Here is a 20,824-nt window from a genome sequence, read left to right as displayed (position 1 = left end):
ATTTTATTCTTCCATCTTTCTATTTATCTTCCTATTTTATCACCTAAAATAAAAAGTAGATAGAATAATGGAGGTATTTCCCATGATTGAGAAAATAAAGTCTTCACCACACCGTGCTTTAATCACGCTGCTCGTGGCTGTTTTACTTGCTGTTATTCATCAGTATTTGTTTTACGGTCATGAAATCGGGCTGTCTTATCCGCTTTTTGTGATTCTTTTCTACAGCTTTATGTACATATTCGCCCAAGACTGTATGAGAGCATTAACCCTTTTCGATGCCTGGATCACTGGTGTTGTGCTGTTATTATCACTGACCTACCTGTTGTTTGATAATTTTCTGTTTCAGGTGCTTAATTTTCTGATTATTCCTGTGCTTATTATGCTGCATTTAACATATGTGATGGGGAGAAAGCAAAGACGCTGGTGGGAGATCGGTTTGATTGGTACAGCGTTAGATCATCTGCTTCCGCAGACAATTCGCCACATCGGAACGGCTGCTTTCATCATGGTTCGGGCAGGAGTGCGTAAGATGCATACATCCCAAAAAGCTGTCGTTTTCAAAATTTCAATAGGTCTTCTTGTTTCGATGCCTATTCTGTTCGTCGTGCTCACTTTATTGACTTCCGCGGATGGTGTTTTTCATGAATTTTTGTCAGGTTTCCCGGCTTGGCTGGATCAGCTGGCGTTCATGCCCATGCTTCCGAGAATAATTTGGATCGGTGTGGCCGGTTTACTGCTTTTCGGATACGTATGGGGATTTGTGCAGCCGATGCAGTATGAGTCTGAGAAGCGAGAGAACGCGCATTGGAAAAGCAGTGCACCGCCTCCGTCTGTTTCACAGCATCCCGATTCTGACGAATCGGTTGCTGAGCCGGAGACGAAAGCCAGCGTTACACCCGCCTTTACTCCGGTAACTGCCCGGACGCAGGCCCAAGCTCCATCGGATCAGGAGCCGATCCGGCTTGATCCGGTCATTGCCGGCACGATATTAACCGTCATCAACACGGTTTACATTTTGTTTGTGCTTGTGCAGTTCTCATACCTGTTCGGAGCAGGGAAGGGAGAACTGCCGAACGATTTATCCTATGCCGAGTATGCAAGAAGCGGATTTACCGAGCTGATTCTGGTTACAGGGCTGAACTTTCTGATGTTAATTATTGCACTGGAGTACACCCGGCCAATGGGAAGAATGGGCGCAATCGCACAGCGAGTGCTGCTTTTAATTCTGATAAGCTGTTCAGGAATTATGTTATGTTCGGCCTTTGTGCGCTTGAATCTGTATGAGCAGGCGTATGGATATACCTACATTCGGTTCCTTGTGCATGCATTTATGATCTTCCTGGCTTTGCTGTTAATGATTGCGGCACTTCGTCTTCGTTATACTCGCTTGCCGCTGCTTCGTTGTTACATTGTGCTGGGGATTACAGCGTATACCGTCATTAACTATGCAGGTATGGACATGCGAATAGCAGAGCTTAACATTGAGCGTTATCACCAGACGGGCCAGATTGATACCACTTATCTGGCAAGTTTATCTACAGATGCAATGCCATTGTTGGTACAGTTTGCCGATCAAGAGTATCCCGAGCTGAAAGCAAATTTAATGGATCGTAAAGCCCATTTGGATAAGTTTGCAGCCGGCTTGGAATGGCCTTCCTATAATCTGGCGAGGTATCGAGCGCAGCTGGAATTGTCCAAATGATGAACGGAATAGACCAGCGTTTGTTTTTGCCAGCACTTCCTTTATGCAAACCTCATATGTAAGTGCTATAATGTAAAAACAAACGTATGAAGGGGGTGAATCTCTTGTTTGAATTACATGAACTGCTGCCGTATTTATTCTCGATTGGGCTCATCTTCACCGTCAGTTACGCTTACATTGCCCACCTTCACTGCGGCATGACAGAGTACTGGATGGAAGGCGGCGCCGGGGATGGCATTGAACCGGTATTTCCAGCGTTGGGCTTGAACAGACAGCACAGGTCGGAAGACTGGAGTCGCATGGTCAGACGAAAAGAAGCACCGGATGAAGATGAACCAGACTGTTATACCTCGTTGAGACGTGAATCAACCCATCAACGAGGAGGATATATATGGAACATAAGACAAGCAAGGGGTTCACTTTTACAGCTGGCAAGGGACGGATCTATGGCCTGATCGCGATGGTATTCGCGGTCATGCTGCTTGCCGGCTGCAGTAATAACGTATCGGAGATTAGTTCATCGACACCGGGTTTCTTTAATCACTACATCGTATTTCCGCTGTCCTATCTGATTCAGCATATTGCCAGCGCATTTAACGGCAGCTACGGGGTGGCGATAATTATTATCACACTGGTCATTCGACTTGCGTTGTTGCCGCTGATGATGCGTCAAGCGAAGTCCCAGCAGGGGACACGAGTGATTATGAACGCAATGAAACCCGAGCTGGATGCGCTCAAGAAAAAATATGAAGGCAAAAATGATGCAGCCGATCGGCAGAAGCTGTCCGAAGAGACGATGGCTTTATACAAAAAGCATAAGTTTAACCCGCTTAATATTGGCTGTCTGCCCTTGTTAATTCAACTGCCAATTTTGTCCGGTATTTATACCGCGATCCGGCTTACGCCAGAACTGTCGTCCCATTCCTTTTTATGGTTCAAGCTGGGTGCACCAGACTATGTGCTGGCCGTTGTTGTAGCGGTAATCTATCTGATTCAGGCCAAAATATCACAAGCCAACATGGCACCAGAGCAGCGTAAGCAGTTTGCGATTATGGGGTACATCTCACCGCTAATGATGGCGTTTTTCTCCTTGTCTGCACCGGCAGCGATGCCGCTGTACTGGACTGTAGGCGGATCATTCCTTGTACTCCAGACACTGCTGTTCCGTAAGCTGTATCCAGTGGAGCATCCGCAGGAAGCGGCGGTGGTGAGCCAGACTACGGCAAAGAAAGATCATAAACCAGTTTCTAAATCAAAGAAAAATGCCAGCAGTGACAAAAATGCCACTTCCTCCAAACGAGCTGCCAAACCAGCCAAGTCCTAGAGATAATGCCCGTGTTTTCAAAATTGTAAGGCAGGAGAAGAGAACATGAAGCTTCCTCTCCTCTATGTAAAATAAATTGAACCAAGCCAAAAACCTGTCCTTCGGGACAGGTTTTTTGGCTTGAACTCTTATAGTTCGCGGCTACAGTTCTCCGGTTAATTGAAAGCGGGAAACAAAATGCCAGATCAATTCACGGCGCGAGGACACCTCTGTTTTGGCAAAGATGGACTTGAGATGATCCTGAACGGTGTATACCGAAATATGCATAGCCGCGGCGATCTCCTTTGAGGAGAAGCTGCGCAGCACGTAAGCGAGCAGTTCACGTTCCCGTGCAGATAATCCGTAACGTTCGCACAGGAGGGGCAGTACGTCCTGAGGCATAGCCTGCTCCAGCCAAACCGCGATATGATCCGGTTGATCGCCGGTTTGAATGCCTTCTGGCTGCTGCATCCGACTTGCATGAAGCATGAGATAACGTCCGTCTGATAGCTGAACACAGACTTTGGACAAAGGATGAGCCGTATCCTCGGGTGCAGGAACATCATTGGAACTTGTTCCAGTATCTTTTCCAGCACCGTTCGCGGCACAGCTTTCCGCACCAGCTTTCGTAACAGTCCTTGTTCTCGTGTGAGTCGATTGCAACAGATGAGAGCATACCGCTCGAATGGGCCTTGGCAGCACATCATGTCCTACTTGCTCCAGTCTGTGCAGCTCAGATACCCAGTAACGTGCGGCAGCATTGTTCATCACAGGTTCAAATGACGTATCCAGAAGCATAATCCCCGGCTCATCTGGACTTTTCCCTGTCAGCTCGTCTGTAAGGGACAGTCGGGTGGTGCGAAGCATAAAGGCGATTGAGGCTGTCCAGTGCTGCATGAGCAAACGCTCTTCTTCCGTGAATGCAGGAGCGTCCTGTTTGCGATACAACGTGAGATGTCCCCAGCAAGCATCCTGATCTACGAAAACAGTGCGCAGCTCATCATGAATTCCGGCAGGCAGCAAAATGTTTGCATAACGAGAACTGGTCTCAGGGTGTGAATGAAGAGATAGTGAAGCCTGTAAAATCGCTGTATATTGGCCGGATTGAATTAAATCTGCATATTTGTGAACATCATCTTCCATATATTCATTGAGAAACAGCTGTTTGTGAATGGCTTCGATGCCATCCTCCGTTACTGCACCTGTCGAGAGCAGTGTTGAAGGGTCTACGGTGTTGAAGCAGTAGGCATCGTAAGCGATGAGCGTCTTGATTTGTTTCAGAACAGCTTCCCGGTAGGTGCGGGAGGTCCAGCTTCCGTTTTCAAGTGAAGTCATCCGTTTCAGATTCTGTTGAGTAAGCAGGCTTGACAAGCGGATTCGCTCCTTCCCGAGTTTTTATATATATCAACTCCCACAAGTTCTTCAATGATATCCCATACTTCTGGGATGGTGGTCTGCTCGCTTCCTTTTATAATGAAATTAGACGAATGCTCAGTCAAGTCTAACTTCAAATTCAGAGGAGTGCAGCTATGATGAAAGATCACATATATGACAAAGATACACAGGTGGGTGAAAGCCCGGCTATGAGCTGGGATACGGCAGATCTATATCGATATGAACAATCTATACCCCTCAAAATTCCGGGTTACGACCATATGCACCATATGATGGAGAAGCTGCTTGCAGTTTCGATTGCGGGTAACAACGATATTCATATCCTTGTAACAGGTGCCGGGGGCGGCAAGGAACTTACGCTGCTTGGTGCAAGTCATCAGGAGTGGCAGCTGACAGGCATGGATACCTCTTTCCAGATGTTAAAGCTGGCACAGCAAAAGGCAGAGGAAGCAGGTATCACGGGTCAGACTACACTGCTTCAGGGTACGATCGAGAAGCTGCCTGAGACAGCCTTGTATGATGGTGCAACGTGTATGCTTATGCTGCATTTTATCCAGGGTATGGAGGCTAAAAAATCATTTTTGAGACAACTTGCCCAAAGGCTCAAGCCCGGCGCACCTCTGATCATTGCGGCGGTTAATGCGGACCTTGCATCCCCGGTCTATCCGGTTATGATGCAGGCGTGGAGAGAGCATATGCTGCAAGCAGGTATTTATGCTGAGGAATGGGATCGATTTGCGGCTTCACTCGGTGAACAGTCTGACCCAGTATCGGGTGAGATTATGATGCAGCTGCTTGCAGAATGTGGTTTTTCCCGGATGACATGTTTTTTCGGAGCGTTCTGGGTGGAGGCATATTATGCGATCAGAGACTGAACAACAATTCATGAGTATGAAGGATCAGATATGGGTGATCGGGGGGTACGGCCAGGTTGGACAGATGATCTGCAAACAGCTTGCACATGCATTTCCAGGAAAGGTGTGGGCGGCGGGGACGAGACGGGAACGAGCCGAGCAATTCAGCCGCCAAACGGGCGGAGCTGTCAAACCGCTGCAGCTGGATATTACGAAACCGGTGGATTCTGGCATGCTGCGAAACGTTAAACTGGTCATCATGTGTGTGGATCAGCATGATACCCGGTTTGTTGAAAGCTGCGCCAAGGCCGGAACGGATTATATGGATATTTCGGCCAAGGTCGATTTTTTGAGAAAGGTGGAACATTTGCACTCGACACTCCGCTCATCAGACTCAACTGCTATACTCAGTGTTGGATTGTCTCCGGGCATTACGAATTTGCTTGTGCGAGAAGCGGCAACACATATGGATCAGATGCAGGAAGCGGACATCACAATCATGCTGGGTCTTGGAGAGAAGCATGGCAAAGCGGCGATTGAATGGACTGTGGATCAGATGAACACGACGTTTGACGTTATGCAGAATGGGCAGCTTGCAAGAGTACAGAGTCTGAGCGGCGGTAAATGGATTGATTTTGGCGAGAAGCTTGGAAGGCGAATGGCATATCGGTTTCCTTTTTCAGATCAACAGGCAGTAGCTCGAACGCTAAACATTCCCAACGTATCCACCAGAATGTGTCTGGATTCCCGTTGGATTACAAGAGCATTGTCGGTTTCTAGACGAGCGGGACTACTAACGTTTTTACGTTGGAAGTGGATTCGAAATGCGGCGGTTAAGGCTTTTGCCTGGATGCCGGGTGGTGAGCCGATGTTTGCGGTAAAGGTGGATGCTACAGGTTTGAAAAATGGGAAGCACATCCATGTAGAGCAACGTATCATGGGTAAGAAGGAAGCGGTGATCACTGCGGAAGTGGCTGCAGCCGTGGCGAAAAAAGTGTACACCAACCCTCTCCGGCCTGGGGTACATCATGTCGAGCAGTGTTTCACTTTACAGGATATTCAGAATGAACTAGCTCATAAGCTGAAGGTTATTACGAAAATTACGTAAAGCGAGCCTTACAATAATAAAGGCATTTTTGCCAGCGGACTCCAATCTGCTATGATGGGACTATAACATCTTGCACGATTGGAGGGGGAAAACATGGACCATATCGCCGTATTGCCTTATTACAGAGTACAGCGAGAAGTGACCGGCCTTACACAAGAGATTGAGATGAACGCCCGTACCATGACCCTTTATTCGGATCGAATCGTGACCAAGTATAGGGAGTTCCTGATTACCGAAGTGTTTGATATGTCTTTTCGCCGCATGGGAGATAAGGGTGGCTTTTTCTATTTGCATACAAGCACCGGGGTTTATCCGTATATGGTCGAGATTGATCCCGGACCGTTTATACAAACTTTTCACCAAGTGGCGATTGCCCGTTTAAAATGATTGACCTTACCGCTGCGTTAAGCCTTACGCTGGATTAGGAATGAATACAACCAATCCAGAGGAGCTGTATAAGATATGAGTATTTTGATTCAGCAAGCTAAAATTCTAACGATGCAAGATAACGAATCCCCCTTTATGGGGGATATTCGTATTGAAGGAGAGCAAATCGTGCAGATCGCAAGTCATATTGATCCACAGCCGGGGGATGATGTGCTGGATGGGCGCGGCAAACTTGCCATGCCTGGTCTGGTGAACGCGCATCAGCACTCAGCGATGAGCTTGCTCCGCGGTTTTTCCGATGATCTCAAGCTGATGGACTGGCTGGACCGCAAGATGCTTCCTGCGGAAGCAAGAATGACACCCGAAGATATTTATTGGGGCGCCAAATTAGGCATAGCGGAGATGATTCGTTCGGGAACAACTGCATTTGCGGACATGTACATTCACATGAATGAAATTGCAGAAGCCGTTAAGGAAACAGGCATTCGTGCATCGCTGACGCGTGGTATGGTCTTTATGGAGGAAGATGGGGGACGCAGACTGCAGGAAGCGGTTGACCTGGTGCAGCGCTGGTCAGGCCAAGCGAATGGGCGAATTACTACGATGTATGGGCCGCACTCTCCTTATACTTGTCCAATGGAGCCGCTGCGTGACGTGATTGCGATGGCGGTTCGGGACGATATTCCCCTGCATATTCATCTGGCGGAAACGATAGAAGAAGTGCAGAAGATCCACAGCCGTTACGGGTTGACACCAACGGAGTATTTAGTGGAAGCGGGTATGTTTGACCATGCACATGTGCTGCTGGCTCACGCGGTTCATCTTAATGCAAATGATGTGAGCAGATTGAAGGGCATGCGCGGAGGTGTGGCACATAATCCGGTGAGTAATCTCAAGCTGGGTTGCGGCATTGCACCAATTGAAGCGATGAGGGCCGAAAGCATTACGGTGGGGCTTGGCACAGATGGAGCGGGAAGCGCAACAACACTCGATATGTTTGAGGAAATCAAGGCGGCATGCTGGCTGCAAAAGCTGGACTACGGTGACCCAACCCGGCTCCCGGCGCGTGAAGTGCTCAGTATGGCAACCCGCGGAAGTGCAAAGCTGCTGTCGCTTCACGATGAAGTAGGGGTGCTGGCGCCTGGATATAAAGCCGACCTCATTCTGATTGACCTTGCCAAACCTCATCTCCAGCCCATTCATAATGTGGAGTCGCTGCTGGCTTATAGTGTGAATGGAGCGGATGTGCACACCACCATTGTGGATGGACAGATTCTGATGCGTGATCGAAAGCTGCTTACGCTGGATGAGGATGAGCTGTATCGTGAGGTAAATGTACGTGCGAAGCGGATTGTTGAGGGCATTTAAAAATATATTTTTCGACAAATGAATATAAAATGGAAATTTTTTGATGATGAAAACGCCATAGGGGCTTATGCTATGGCGTTTTTTGTCGATTCGGAACTGGGAATAGTTCGTTAGACCTGTTCAGAATCGGTTCAGAATACATCGTTATACTCAGTGCATAGTCTTTTCAAATTTTAGATATACACGAGGAGGAACATGAATTGAAGGGGAAAAACAAACGTAATACATTAAAGCCGATTATGAAAAAAAGCATGTTGGCCGCACTCGGACTCGGCATAGCCTTGCCGGTAGCAGGTTCACTTCCTCAGGTTCAAGCAGGGGCGATTGGACCATCCCTGGAGATTTCACGTCCTGTACTTAATGAGGGTATCTCTTGGTTGAATGTTTCATCAGAGCAATCAAATGGGCTGCCTATTATGCCTTCTGTACCTATCGTGGTTGAACAAAGTAATCTTATTACGATTGATTTAAGCAGCCATTTTCCATCAGATAATCTTACGTTAATTAGTGCGAAGTCCAGCAATGATGAAATTGCTAGTGTAAATGCATCGTATGAAAATTCGAGATATAAATTAGTCGTTGTTCCCTTTGCCAGCGGCATAGTAAATATTGAAATAACAGCACAGTACAATACATCGCAAGACCCGAATTCCGAATCAGAAACGATTACAGACAACATCGAGCTGTACATCAGCAAAAAAGGTGATTTCAATAATGACGGCTACGTTGATTCTGCCGATGCTGTTGAATTATTCAGTTACCTTCGTAACATACAGTATGGTAGAAGTGCCTCCGTTTCTTATGTGGAAATGAACAAAGCAGACATTGATCGAAACGGTGTACCTGATAAGACTAATGACATGAGCGCTTTCATGAAGGGGTATATTGGAGGCACTCTTGGCGCTAAGGATAACAGTTATGTGCTGACGTTCAAACAGAAGCAGGATGTACCTCGTGTCTTCAAAGACACAATAGAAGGTAATAACTATTATCAAGAAACGATATCAAGCGATGTCCAGGTATTAGATGTCGATACCGGTTACAACATGCATTTATCTTATCAGTGGTATAATTCAACATCTCCAACAGGAGAGGATATGCAAGAGATTATTGGAGCTACAGATAGTAGTTACAAAATACAGATCGGAGACATTGACAAATATCTTATTTTGAAGGTCACGCCTATAGTTGGACCTTATGAATCTGAAATAAAACCTTTTATCATCATTACGAAGACACCTGTGCCAAAATTAACTTGATTTCATTTCCTATCTCGCAACTAAAGAAATAATGAGTTGCTTAATAACAGAACCCAGACATGGAGGTTATACCATGCTTCAACCGAAAAAGAAACGTGCAAAAATGAGAAAAACGATGTCAGGCCTGATCATGTTAACATTATTTTCTTCCATTATGTTACCAGATGTGGCAGGGGCTACACCGCGGATTACCACTCAGGTCGAGTTCAGCAATGTGAGTGTGCAGGCGGGTGAATCCGTTAAGGTGCCTGTCAAATTGACACAGAATGAGTATCCGATTAACGCTTATAATATGCAGATCGATTTTAAAAACTCATTGCTGGAAGTGGTGCGTATTACACCCGTTGCGTCCGGCGACATCGCCTCTTCTGCAACGGAAGCAAGTGTGCCCGACTTCCAATACCAGATTAATAACGCCGAAGGCTGGGTACGCATCATCTGGGTGAATTCGAAAGAAAGCTTTGAACAAAGATCTCAAGGAGATACTGGTCTGATTGATCTAGGTCAATTATTCGAGATAGAGATTAAAGCGAAAAGCAATGCTGCTCCAGGAACGACACAACTCACGGTTGTTCAGGATGATAAAGAACACTGGCGCTTCAATAATCTGGAGCACAGTTCACCTGCCGAGTTGTCAGGGGGAACCATTACCATTACGGCAGCAAGCTCTGGCGGTAACTCGAGTTCGCCTTCAACAGGTTCGTCAGGTGGCGGCACGGTTTCAACCCCTGTATCATCTGCACCCTCAACTCCAGTTGCGACCAAGGGCGTTGACATCTATGTAAATGGGCAAAAACAGGAGCAGTCTGCAACAGCCTCTACTTCTACAGCAGGCAATAAGGTGACAACAACAATTCATGTGGATAACAACAAAGTGATTAATCAGGTGGGTAACGGGCTTCGTACGCTATTACTCCCGGTTACGGGCACAGGCACGAACACAGTTGTGGGTGAATTAAACGCTAAACTGGTTAAAACGATGGAAGGCAGCAACGCTGAGGTGGTTATTCAGACGGATACGGGTACATACACCTTGCCAGCGAGCCAAATCAAAGTAGATCAGGTTGTGAAACAGTTGGGTGGTACAGCACCATTGGAAGACGTAACCATCCAGATTGCCATTGCACCGAGCAATGAAACCAAGAAAGCTGCAATTGAAGCAGCAGCAAGCAAAATCGGAAATACCACTGTAGTTGCGGCTCCGGTCGATTTCGAAGTGAAGGCTGTATACAACGGCCAGCAGGTTGATGTGAATCGTTTCAACGCCTATGTAGAACGTTCGATTACGCTGCCTGAAGGCGTAGACGGCTCCAAGATTACAACGGGGGTTGTGCTTCAAGCGGACGGAACGATGCTGCATGTGCCGACCAAAGTTATCAAGGGCACAGTAAATGATTCAGCCGTCATTAACAGTTTGACGAACAGCACGTACGCTTTGATCTACCATCCAACGACCTTTAACGATATTTCCAGTCACTGGAGCCGTGCGGATGTGGAGGATCTGGCTTCCCGTCTCGTTGTCGAGGGTGAAGGAGATCAACAATTTGCACCGGATCGCAGTATTACGCGTGCGGAGTTCACGGCTGTGCTGCTCAGAGGTCTGGGTTTGCATTCACCCGAGAATGACGTAACAACCGCATTTACTGATGTGAAGGCAGACAGCTGGTATGAAAATGAAGTTCAAACCGCGGTATCTTACGGATTAATCTCCGGTTATACCGATAATAGCTTCCGTCCGAACAGCGAAATATCTCGCGCTGAAGCGATGACAATCGTTTCCCGTGCCATGAAGCTGGTGGAGCTGGCACAGGCAGATGCTTCCGAAACTGCGAATCTGCTTGGCACATACAGTGACGGCAACAAAGTTCAGCCATGGGCGGCTGAATCTGTAGCATCGGCAATCAAACAAGGCTTGGTACAAGGTGATGATGGCAAGCTGATGACGGATGCAGATGTTAGCCGTGCACAGACAGCAGCGATTGTGAAACGTTTGCTGGCCAAGGCGGGATTGATTTAATTTTTACTGAATAATCAAGTAAGCTTCTGCTTTCTCGTTTCTATAATCCATGCACCTGTGGTGACTTGAAGAAGTACTTCAAGCCGCTGCGGGTGCTTTTTTGTGCTCCGATGATGCAGTTCATAATCAGTTCACAAACAAGTGATAGGATGTGTTCACAAGATCATGATTTTATTTTACAGAAACAGGAGTGGAAGAATAAATGAAAATACTGGAAGTGGAAAATGTACGTAAATCATACACATTATATGGGAAAGAAAAAGTACCTGTTCTTCATGGCTTGAACCTGAGTTTTCAGACGGGAGAATTTGTATCTATTCTTGGTGAATCCGGATGTGGAAAATCCACGCTAATGAATATTATTGGGGGAATGGACTCCGATTATGAAGGAAATGTTGTAGTTCGCGGGCAAAACTTGAGTGAAATGACCGAGAATGAAATGGATGATTATCGCAAAAATAATGTAGGATTTGTTTTTCAAAACTTCAATCTGATTCCCCATCTGTCTGTGCTCGAAAATGTAACCATTGCGATGCAGATGACAGATACTGAGGTTAAGGAGCGGAACCGGCGAGCCATTGATATTCTGACTGAGGTCGGGTTGAAAGAACATCTGCATAAACGTCCGAACCAGCTGTCCGGGGGACAGAAGCAGAGAGTATCGATTGCCCGCGCTCTGTCCAATAATCCTGATATTATTCTTGCTGATGAGCCCACAGGGGCGCTGGATCGGGAGAATGGAGATCAGATTCTGAAGCTGCTGGATAACATTGCTCAAAAAGGGGTGCTGGTTCTGGCGGTAACACACTCCCAGAAGGTCGCTGATTCCGGCACAAGAATCGTGAGAATGGAGGAAGGCAGAGTAGCAGATGATATTCAGTTGAGGGAACGCTCCAGCACAGTTAATGAGCCGGATCGGGCAACTTCACGCAGTCTTGGTCTGTTAGCATCATTTCGCATGGCGCTGCAAAATATGAAGCTTAACATGAAACGAAATGTTTTGGTTGCTTTAGGCGGCTCCATCGGTATATTAAGTGTGCTTCTCATGCTGTCCCTAGGTAACGGCATCACAACATATATGAACGATGAGATCAATGCAAGCATGGACCCCTTGCTTGTGGATATGACTAAACCAAGCGCGGAGTCCAAGGACTTGCAGGGTCCGCAGGCTTTAATGGCGCCTGGAGAATCGTTTACCAAAGACGATATCGAAAAGATACGTCAGTTCCCGAATGTAGATCATATTGAAACAATCACTTCTATTACAGGAAAATCAACCATTGTGTATGATGAGCAAAGCGTGGCACTTTCACAGCTTACAACACTTACTGATTCGTTCGACCCTTCCTTGATTGAGAAGGGGGCAATGCCCGCTGATAATCAAATGCTGCTGCCGAAAACTGCTGCAGATCAGTTAAGCGGGAACCAGGCTGAATCCATGATCGGCAAGACGATCACTTTGTATATCAACGAAATGGATGCCAATCAAAAACCGGTTACTTTAGAGAAAAAATTGACGGTTTCCGGGTTGTATGAGGCTGCAGAGCCAAGATCACCTATGCAGCAGACACCGGGATACATCCCCGCTCAGACACTTGAGAGCTTGTATTCGGGTCATGATATTACGATAGGGCCCATTCAGGTGAACGCTTATGCAACCGATTTGAAATATGTCAACGATATTAATAAAGCCGCAACAGATGCAGGCTTTACAGGCTCACAGAAGGCCAAAATCATGGAGAATATTACAACATACGTGAGCATGGCGACGATTGTACTGGCAGGCATTGCAGGCATTTCTCTGATTGTATCCGGCATTATGATCCTGGTTGTGTTATACATCAGTGTAGTGGAACGCACCAAAGAGATTGGAATTTTACGAGCGATCGGTGCAAGGAAAAAAGATATTCGGCGAATCTTCTTCTCCGAGTCTGCCCTGTTAGGTGCATTTAGTGGTATCATTGCCGTAATCGCGGCGCTTGGCCTCAGTTACGTGCTTAATATTTTGCTGGAACAGGCATTTGGGGCAGAATTGATTCATCTATCGGGCAACTATATGCTGTTTGGTTTACTTGTAAGCACAGGAATCAGTGTAATCGCTGGCCTGATGCCATCTTCCAAGGCAGCAAAGCTGGACCCGATGGAATCTCTGCGGTACGAATAAAGCTTATATCGGGAAGGAAAATGTACAGATGAATACCGTACTTGTCGTGGACGATGATCCGCATATCCGCAAATTGATGCGAATCTATCTCGAGAAAAATCAGCTATCCGTGCTGGAAGCCTCCGATGGGGAAGAGGCACTGGACCTCCTATCCACCACCAAGGTCGATCTTGTGATCGTGGATGTGATGATGCCCCGGATGGACGGAATTGAATTGACTCAGGACATTCGTTCCTATACCGATATTCCAATTCTGATGGTCACGGCCAAGGGAGAATCCAAAGACAAGGTTAAAGGCTTCCACGTCGGTACGGATGACTATGTGGTGAAACCGTTTGATCCCGTGGAGCTGGTTCTGCGGGTACAATCGTTATTGAAAAGATATAACAAAAGTCTGTCGCATATCATTCAGCTTGCCGGAGTGACGATTGATCTGGAGCGTCTGATCGTGGAAGCGGAGGGAAGAACAATCGATTTGAAAAAGAAGGAATGTGAGCTTCTGTTTTCGCTCGCCAGCAAGCCAGGTAAAATATGCACGCGTCATCAGCTCATATATGATATCTGGGGGATGGATTACGAAGGGGATGAGCGCACCGTAGATGTGCATATCAAACGTCTCAGAGAAAGGCTGGAATCCGTCTCGCAATTTACGATTTCAACCGTTCGCGGACTTGGATATCGTCTGGAGCTGACATGAAATTTATCAGGAACAGTTTACGTTTTCGCATTGTGGTTACGTTCATCGGCATTGTGATTGTGAGTCTGGTGCTAACCTTTATTTTGCAGAATGATGCCGGAAAAAACACCCCAAATGACGCCATGGCAGCAGTAGTTGAAGATGTTGCTGCATTGATCCATCTCATAGATGATCCCGAAAAATTGCAATCGAGCTTGCAGATTTTTGAAAAGTACGGTATGAACATTACGCTGGTAAACAAGCAAAGTGAGGTGCTTGCCGCTTTACCTGAGGAGCAGGTGCAGGCATTGTTCGAACCTGGCAGGACGAAGGCAGTCATTTTTAATAACAAAAATGGTACAGCTGCAGTGGGAGTTCCGGGGGGGACAGGTATGGATGCCGTGTTGATGCAAAATGATTTCGCACCCCTGTTTCATACATTAAGAGAGAGACTGCTCACTTCACTGTTAACCGTACTGATCATTGGTAGTTTATTAATTCTGCTGATGTCCAGATTTATTGTAAAGCCGATTAAACAGCTGACAGCAGCGGCACAAAAAATGTCCTCAGGAGATTTGACCGTACGTCTGAAGTACAGAAATCATGATGAATTCGGAGAGTTGATGGAGAGCTTCAACCAGATGGCAAGAGAACTGCAGAAGATTGATTCCATACGGGAGGACTTTGTCAGTAACGTTTCGCACGAGATGCAATCCCCGCTTACGTCGATCCGAGGGTTCACCAAGGCGCTTCAGGATGGGGTGATCCCCCCGGAGGAACAGAAGGAGCACCTGGAGATTATCTACGAAGAGACACTGCGTTTATCGAGATTGAGCGATAATCTGCTTCGCCTGGCGTCCCTCGATTCTGAGCATCATCCCACGAGCTTCAGCTCGTTCCAGCTGGATGAGCAATTGCGAAAAATCATTGTGCTGGCAGAGCCGCAATGGTCCAGGAAAGATTTAAATATGGAACTGGAGCTGCTGCCCTGCACCATTCAGGCGGATGAGGATTTATTCGATCAGGTATGGCAAAACATATTAGGCAATGCCATCAAATATACCGATGCGGGCGGAAGTATTTATGTAGATATGAGGGAAAGTCCTTCCGGTGTGAGCGTACACATTCGCGATACGGGGAAAGGCATTCCGCAGGAGGCGCTGCCGCATATCTTTGATCGTTTTTATATGGTGGATAAAGCGCGAAGCAGCTCTCTCAAAGGCAATGGACTAGGCTTATCTATTGTCATCAAAATTTTGAAACTGCATGAGTGTACCATTGATGTCACAAGTACTGTGGGTGAAGGCACAGAGATGGTGGTAACGATTCCGCGAAAACGATTATCTTCATGAAGTCTTGTGGGATTGTGCAATAACCATGAAATGAGAGGTACGGCTTTTTTATAATGCAGAACTGCAGGTTCCGATAAAACGGTACCTAGCTTGGTTCTGCATTTTCTATGCTTTATTTGGCAGAATGGCGCATCCCTACTGATTATTTAATGAAAGAATAGTTTTCTTTGTTTAGCGGCAGATCATTTGATAAAATAGAAGAGACGTGCAGTGCATAGTTTAATAGACATGGCATAGAAGAAAAATTAAAACCTTGTGATCGTAGTCGTTCTTGTCCTATCATACTGCATGTGTATGTGAATATATGAACATAATCAAGCGATTTTATTATATACAGAATGGAGCCATCCGATGAAATATCATAATATGGAAGATTGCATTAATGATCTGGAGCAGCATGGACATCTGATCAGGGTGAAGGAGCAGGTGGATCCGAATCTGGAGATGGCTGCCATCCACATGAAGGTACATGAAGCCAAGGGCCCGGCGCTCTTATTTGAAAATGTAAAAGGTTCCAGGTTCAAAGCCGTCTCCAATCTGTTCGGCACAGTTGAACGCAGCAAGTTCATGTTCCGGGATACACTTGAAGGTGTACAGCGGGTTATGTCCGTTCGGGACGATCCAATGAAGGCGCTCAAAACGCCGTTAAAACATATTCGTACGGGTCTTGCAGCCTGGCAGGCTCTGCCTAAGCAGAAATCGATCAGCCTTCCCGTATCAGCTCAGGAAATTCAAATCTCTGATCTGCCGCTCATCAAGCATTGGCCCATGGATGGAGGGGCGTTTGTGACGCTGCCGCAGGTGTATTCGGAAGACCCGGACAAACCGGGTATTATGAATTCCAATCTGGGCATGTATCGTGTTCAGCTGAGTGGTAATGATTACGAGATGAACAAGGAGATTGGCTTGCACTACCAGATTCATCGGGGAATCGGTATCCATCAGGCCAAAGCGGTGAAAAAAGGCGAGCCGCTCAAGGTCAGCATTTTCATCGGTGGGCCGCCTGCTCATACGCTGTCTGCGGTGATGCCGCTGCCTGAAGGATTGAGCGAGATGACCTTTGCGGGTCTGCTGGCTGGACGCCGTTTCCGTTACAGCTATAAGGATGGGTACTGCATCAGTAATGACGCGGATTTTGTCATCACGGGTGAGATTTACCCGGGCGAGACAAAGCCGGAAGGACCGTTCGGGGACCATCTGGGCTATTACAGCCTGACTCATGAATTCCCGCTGATGCGTGTTCATAAAGTGTATGCCAAGCCAAATGCAATCTGGCCGTTTACAGTTGTAGGTCGCCCGCCGCAGGAGGATACCGCATTTGGTGATCTGATTCATGAAATTACCGGAGATGCGATCAAACAGGAAATTCCGGGTGTTAAGGAAGTTCACGCTGTAGATGCTGCGGGTGTTCATCCACTGTTATTTGCGATCGGCAGTGAACGTTATACACCGTATACAGATGTGAAGCAGCCGACGGAGCTGCTGACCATTGCCAATCGGATTCTGGGTACAGGCCAGCTTAGCCTGGCAAAATATCTTTTCATTACGGCTGAGGACAAGCAGCCTTTGGATACACATCGAGAGGTCGAGTTTCTAACGTATATACTGGAGCGCATGGATTTGCAGCGTGATATTCATTTCTATACCCATACGACCATTGATACGCTGGATTATTCGGGCACAGGACTGAATAGCGGCAGTAAAGTGGTAATGGCGGCATACGGAGATAAAATTCGTGATTTGTGCAGGGAAGTGCCGGAAGCCTTACGTGATGTGCGCGGTTACGAAAATCCACAGCTTATCATGCCTGGGGTTGTTTCCATTCAGACCTCGGCCTTCACCTCATATGAGCACACAGCACAAGAAATGAAAGAGTTTGCTGCTGCTTTGCAAGAACGTGGCGGGCTGGAGAGTTGTCCGATGATTATCGTATGTGACGACAGTTCATTTATGAGTGCAAGCCTCAGCAATTTTCTGTGGGCTACCTTCACACGCAGCAATCCATCCCATGATATGTATGGAGTTAACAGCAGTTATGCTCACAAGCACTGGGGCTGTGACCAGGTCATTATTGATGCACGAGTGAAGCCGCATCAGGCACCGCCACTTGTTCCCGATCCTTCTGTGGAGAAGGGTATTGAACGCTTTTTCGCAAAGGGTGCAAGTCTTGAATCGATTAAACTGTAATTTTGTATATCAGGCAGTGCAGTGCATTTACAGAGGAGTCCAAACCAGGTTTGGGCTTCCTTTTTTTATGGATTTATGCCGCAGAGAGCTTGAAAATGAGAAGAAACCTCCTTCTGTGTGTAAATAACCGGGATAAAACGACGTTTTACCTATAAGGATAAAGTCTTAGTTATTCATATTTGCCTATATGATTAAGGTCGTTTGGACTATGTAAAAAAGCTGGAATTTAAACGATATTAAGAAGTATAGGTATGTCTTGGCCCCGTTCCATCCGGGAGCTGTTAACTATAATCATGTGTTCAGGGGGAGTTCCGATTGAGAATCCATATTATGAACCTGCAGGACGGGGACCGTCTGACAGCAGATACGTTCAGCGATGCAGGGTTGCACATTCTCGGAAAGGGGACTGTCATTCGCAGCGAGGATATTACCTTGCTTATGCAGCATCGGGTAGATTACGTAGATATCGAACTGCGCGATGAAGAGATCAGCGAAGCGGAATTTTTCGCAGCTTCATTAAAACATGCAGCTGGATCAAGCAGTACAAGCACCAGCACCGGCACGAGCAGTAAAGAGCAACCTCCTGAAGAGGAAATGAAGCCCCAATTCCTTCAGACTGTACATAATTATCAAAATGCGTTTCTGGAAGCGCTGACTGTAGGCAAGTTTAACGCAACAATGGTCGATGATGCACTGCAGCCAATGGTCGAAGGACTTGATGAGCAAAAGGACGTCGTGCATCTCCTGATGATGCTGGAGCGGGATGACGTGAACAACTACACCCATTCCATTCAGGTAGGTCTGTTATCCTTTTATATCGCAAACTGGATGGGGTATTCCCAGGCCGAAAGCTATAAGATCAGCCGCGGGGGTTATTTGCATGACATCGGAAAATGTAAAGTCTCCCATCGGATTCGCAATAAAACAGAGCCTTTGACGCCAGAGGAGCAGCTTGAACTGCAGCGTCACACGATATATGGGCATGAGATTATCAAAAACTCCATGACAGATGAAGCGACTGCTCTGGTAGCGTTGCAGCATCATGAGCGGGAAGACGGATCAGGATATCCGATGCAGCTTGGAAAAGGAGAGATTCATCCGTATACTCAAATCGTCTCCGTAGCAGATATTTATATTGGCATGCGTTCCGGTAATCATGGAGCAAGTAATCCGAACCTGATTAACAATCTTAGAGATATTTACGCAATGGGCTTTGGTAAATTAAACGAGAAGGCGGTTCAGGCGTTGATGCAGCATTTGCTGCCTAACTTTATTGGCAAACAGGTGCTGCTTAGCAATGGAGAAAAAGGTGTCATTGTCATGAACAATGCTTCCGACATTTTCAAACCGCTGATTAAAGTGGAGTCGGAGGAGTACCGCGATCTGTCCAAGGAACGTTCTCTGTCCATCAATGAGCTGTTGATCTAAGTAACGCTTCAATAGCGTGTTCCGTAACGTCTGCAATGACGTGTTCAATCAAATAAATGATGTTAACAAGCCTCTTGTCATTCGATAAGAGGCTTGTTTGGTCTGTTTTGTTTTGTTATACATTATTCATGCACTTCATGTGGAGGGTTATGCAAGGTGATCCGTCTTTCGATCCACGAGCCATATCAGTAGAGCTATTGCGCTAATTCCTGCACCCAGCCAGCATACACCTGTCCAGCCTGCACGTGCATATACTTGAGTGGATGCGATGGAGCCGCCCGCACTGCCGATGGAATAAAAGATCATATAGGATGCAGTCAAACGACTTTGGGCTTCGGGTCTCACCCGGTAGATCATGCTCTGATTGGTGACATGTACAGCCTGGACAGCAAGGTCGAGTAAAATAATGCCAACGATGAGGAACCACAATGAAGTGTGTAACAATCCGATACATGCCCAGGACAAAACTAAAATAATGAGTGAAATGCCTGTTGTTCTCTGACCATATCCACGATCGGCTTGTTTCCCTGCACTTGCGGCAGCGAGTGCGCCAGCAATACCGGCAAAGCCCAGAGCCCCTATAGAAGTGTGTGATAACGACAACGGTGGTGCGCTGAGCGGCAGCACGATGGAAGTCCATAAAATGCTGAACGCCGCAAATATAAACATGGCAAGCAGTCCGCGCACGCGAAGTATACGCAACTCTGCATACAGTCGCAGGGTGGAACGAAGCAGCTGCAAGTAGCTGAGCTTGGGCTGGCTGAAGGATTGCCGAGGGAGCATGCGAATCAATACGACAACACTGATGAAAGTCAGACTGGCTGACAATAAATAAACGGATTTCCAGCCAAGCCAGTCATTCATTACACCTGCCACGGTTCTTGCGAGCAAAATGCCGATAACTATGGCGCTGGTCACCCGGCCTACGATAGCTCCCCGCTCAGAATCGGCAGACAGATGGGCTGCATACGCAACAAATGTTTGGGTAATAACGGCGAATAAACCGACTGCGGCAAGCGCTGTGAACAGAACAGAATGTGAGGCAGCAGTACCTGCGCCTAATAATGCAGCAGCCGAAAGAGACATTTGCACAATGATCAGTTTACGGCGATGAATGAGGTCGCCAAGCGGTACAAGCAGTAGCAGACCGAGGGCATAACAAATCTGGGTAACCGTAATTACGATGCCGATCACTCCGGTAGACAGATCAAATTCCTGTGCGATGGAGTCCAGCAAGGGCTGCGCATAATAGATATTGGCAACGGACAGACCGCTGCAGACCGCAAATACCCAAGCAAGTGTGTTGGTTATGCCCTGTTTCTTTGGTGTGGACAATTGTGAATTCTGAAGAGAGGTGTGCATTCGAACAGCCTGCCTTTCTATTTTGTACTGAACAGTATATTATAATTGGAATTAACAATATATTTTTTCGCCAAAAATGTCAATGAAGGAATTTCTAGAGTGTGCTGTTGGACTAAATATTTAGAGGTGATAAATTTGGTGGCGAGGTGGGGAACATGAGAAAAAATTAGAGGAAAGGAGAACTGATTTGAGATGAGTAAACATGAGTATAAATGAGATCGTGTCATAAAAATGAGAAAATCATTGAAAATGAATAAAAATG

At 46.7% G+C, this 20,824-nt stretch carries 16 protein-coding genes; 14 read left to right on the top strand and 2 right to left on the bottom strand.

All coding sequences use genetic code 11. The annotated features are described in order from the left end of the window. Positions 1-82 precede the first annotated feature (82 nt). From IEW26_RS10410 to yidC, 3 genes are all read left to right on the top strand, one after another. Positions 83-1,702, top strand: coding sequence for a DUF4153 domain-containing protein (locus IEW26_RS10410; protein ID WP_188592320.1), 1,620 nt, complete (start codon positions 83-85; stop codon positions 1,700-1,702). Positions 1,703-1,806: 104 nt separating this feature from the next. After that, positions 1,807-2,157, top strand: a complete 351-nt coding sequence (locus tag IEW26_RS10405; protein WP_188592319.1) for a hypothetical protein — start codon at positions 1,807-1,809, stop codon at positions 2,155-2,157. Beyond that, positions 2,094-3,026 (top strand): membrane protein insertase YidC, encoded by a 933-nt coding sequence (gene yidC / locus IEW26_RS10400; protein WP_188592318.1) that lies wholly within the window; start codon positions 2,094-2,096, stop codon positions 3,024-3,026. Before IEW26_RS10405 ends, yidC begins: the two co-directional genes overlap by 64 nt. Before the next feature lie 141 nt (positions 3,027-3,167). On the opposite strand, the gene IEW26_RS10395 is transcribed toward yidC, so the two are convergent. Then, positions 3,168-4,376 carry a helix-turn-helix transcriptional regulator gene (locus IEW26_RS10395; RefSeq protein ID WP_188592317.1) on the bottom strand — a complete coding sequence of 403 codons (1,209 nt, stop codon included), beginning with the start codon at positions 4,374-4,376 and terminating at the stop codon, positions 3,168-3,170. A 158-nt stretch (positions 4,377-4,534) separates the two neighbouring features. On the opposite strand from IEW26_RS10395, the gene IEW26_RS10390 reads away from it, so the two are divergent. The 11 genes from IEW26_RS10390 (at position 4,535) to IEW26_RS10340 (ending at position 19,200) form a co-directional block, all read left to right on the top strand. Further along, positions 4,535-5,275, top strand: a complete 741-nt coding sequence (locus IEW26_RS10390; RefSeq protein WP_229729772.1) for a class I SAM-dependent methyltransferase — start codon at positions 4,535-4,537, stop codon at positions 5,273-5,275. Then, positions 5,259-6,362, top strand: a complete 1,104-nt coding sequence (locus IEW26_RS10385) for a saccharopine dehydrogenase family protein (RefSeq protein ID WP_229729771.1) — start codon at positions 5,259-5,261, stop codon at positions 6,360-6,362. The genes IEW26_RS10390 and IEW26_RS10385 overlap by 17 nt, the downstream gene beginning before the upstream one ends. Positions 6,363-6,455: 93 nt before the next feature. After that, a complete protein-coding gene (locus IEW26_RS10380; protein WP_188592316.1) occupies positions 6,456-6,749 on the top strand; it encodes a hypothetical protein in 294 nt (97 codons plus the stop codon). A 75-nt stretch (positions 6,750-6,824) separates the two neighbouring features. Next, entirely contained in the window at positions 6,825-8,117 is a 1,293-nt protein-coding gene (locus IEW26_RS10375; protein WP_188592315.1) for an amidohydrolase, read from the top strand. Between the two features lie 200 nt (positions 8,118-8,317). Further along, a complete protein-coding gene (locus IEW26_RS10370; RefSeq protein ID WP_188592314.1) occupies positions 8,318-9,376 on the top strand; it encodes a dockerin type I domain-containing protein in 1,059 nt (352 codons plus the stop codon). Positions 9,377-9,449: 73 nt separating this feature from the next. Beyond that, positions 9,450-11,393, top strand: a complete 1,944-nt coding sequence (locus IEW26_RS10365; RefSeq protein WP_188592313.1) for an S-layer homology domain-containing protein — start codon at positions 9,450-9,452, stop codon at positions 11,391-11,393. A gap of 202 nt (positions 11,394-11,595) precedes the next feature. Continuing rightward, complete coding sequence (locus tag IEW26_RS10360; protein WP_188592312.1) at positions 11,596-13,557, top strand: ABC transporter ATP-binding protein/permease; 1,962 nt, start codon at positions 11,596-11,598, stop codon at positions 13,555-13,557. Between the two features lie 28 nt (positions 13,558-13,585). Beyond that, complete coding sequence (locus tag IEW26_RS10355; RefSeq protein WP_145402545.1) at positions 13,586-14,254, top strand: response regulator transcription factor; 669 nt, start codon at positions 13,586-13,588, stop codon at positions 14,252-14,254. Continuing rightward, complete coding sequence (locus tag IEW26_RS10350; RefSeq protein WP_188592311.1) at positions 14,251-15,585, top strand: HAMP domain-containing sensor histidine kinase; 1,335 nt, start codon at positions 14,251-14,253, stop codon at positions 15,583-15,585. Before IEW26_RS10355 ends, IEW26_RS10350 begins: the two co-directional genes overlap by 4 nt. A gap of 351 nt (positions 15,586-15,936) precedes the next feature. Next, positions 15,937-17,772 (top strand): UbiD family decarboxylase, encoded by a 1,836-nt coding sequence (locus tag IEW26_RS10345; RefSeq protein ID WP_145402543.1) that lies wholly within the window; start codon positions 15,937-15,939, stop codon positions 17,770-17,772. A gap of 315 nt (positions 17,773-18,087) precedes the next feature. Then, the gene (locus IEW26_RS10340; RefSeq protein ID WP_111271642.1) at positions 18,088-19,200 is read left to right on the top strand and encodes an HD-GYP domain-containing protein; all 1,113 of its coding nucleotides are present in this window, start codon (positions 18,088-18,090) and stop codon (positions 19,198-19,200) included. Between the two features lie 147 nt (positions 19,201-19,347). On the opposite strand, the gene IEW26_RS10335 is transcribed toward IEW26_RS10340, so the two are convergent. Then, the gene (locus tag IEW26_RS10335; RefSeq protein WP_188592310.1) at positions 19,348-20,562 is read right to left on the bottom strand and encodes an MFS transporter; all 1,215 of its coding nucleotides are present in this window, start codon (positions 20,560-20,562) and stop codon (positions 19,348-19,350) included. Positions 20,563-20,824: the final 262 nt, after the last annotated feature.

The organism is Paenibacillus silvae, from assembly GCF_014639235.1.
Taxonomy (GTDB): Bacteria; Bacillota; Bacilli; order Paenibacillales; family Paenibacillaceae; genus Paenibacillus; species Paenibacillus silvae.
This window is presented reverse-complemented; position numbering and strand designations above follow the sequence as displayed.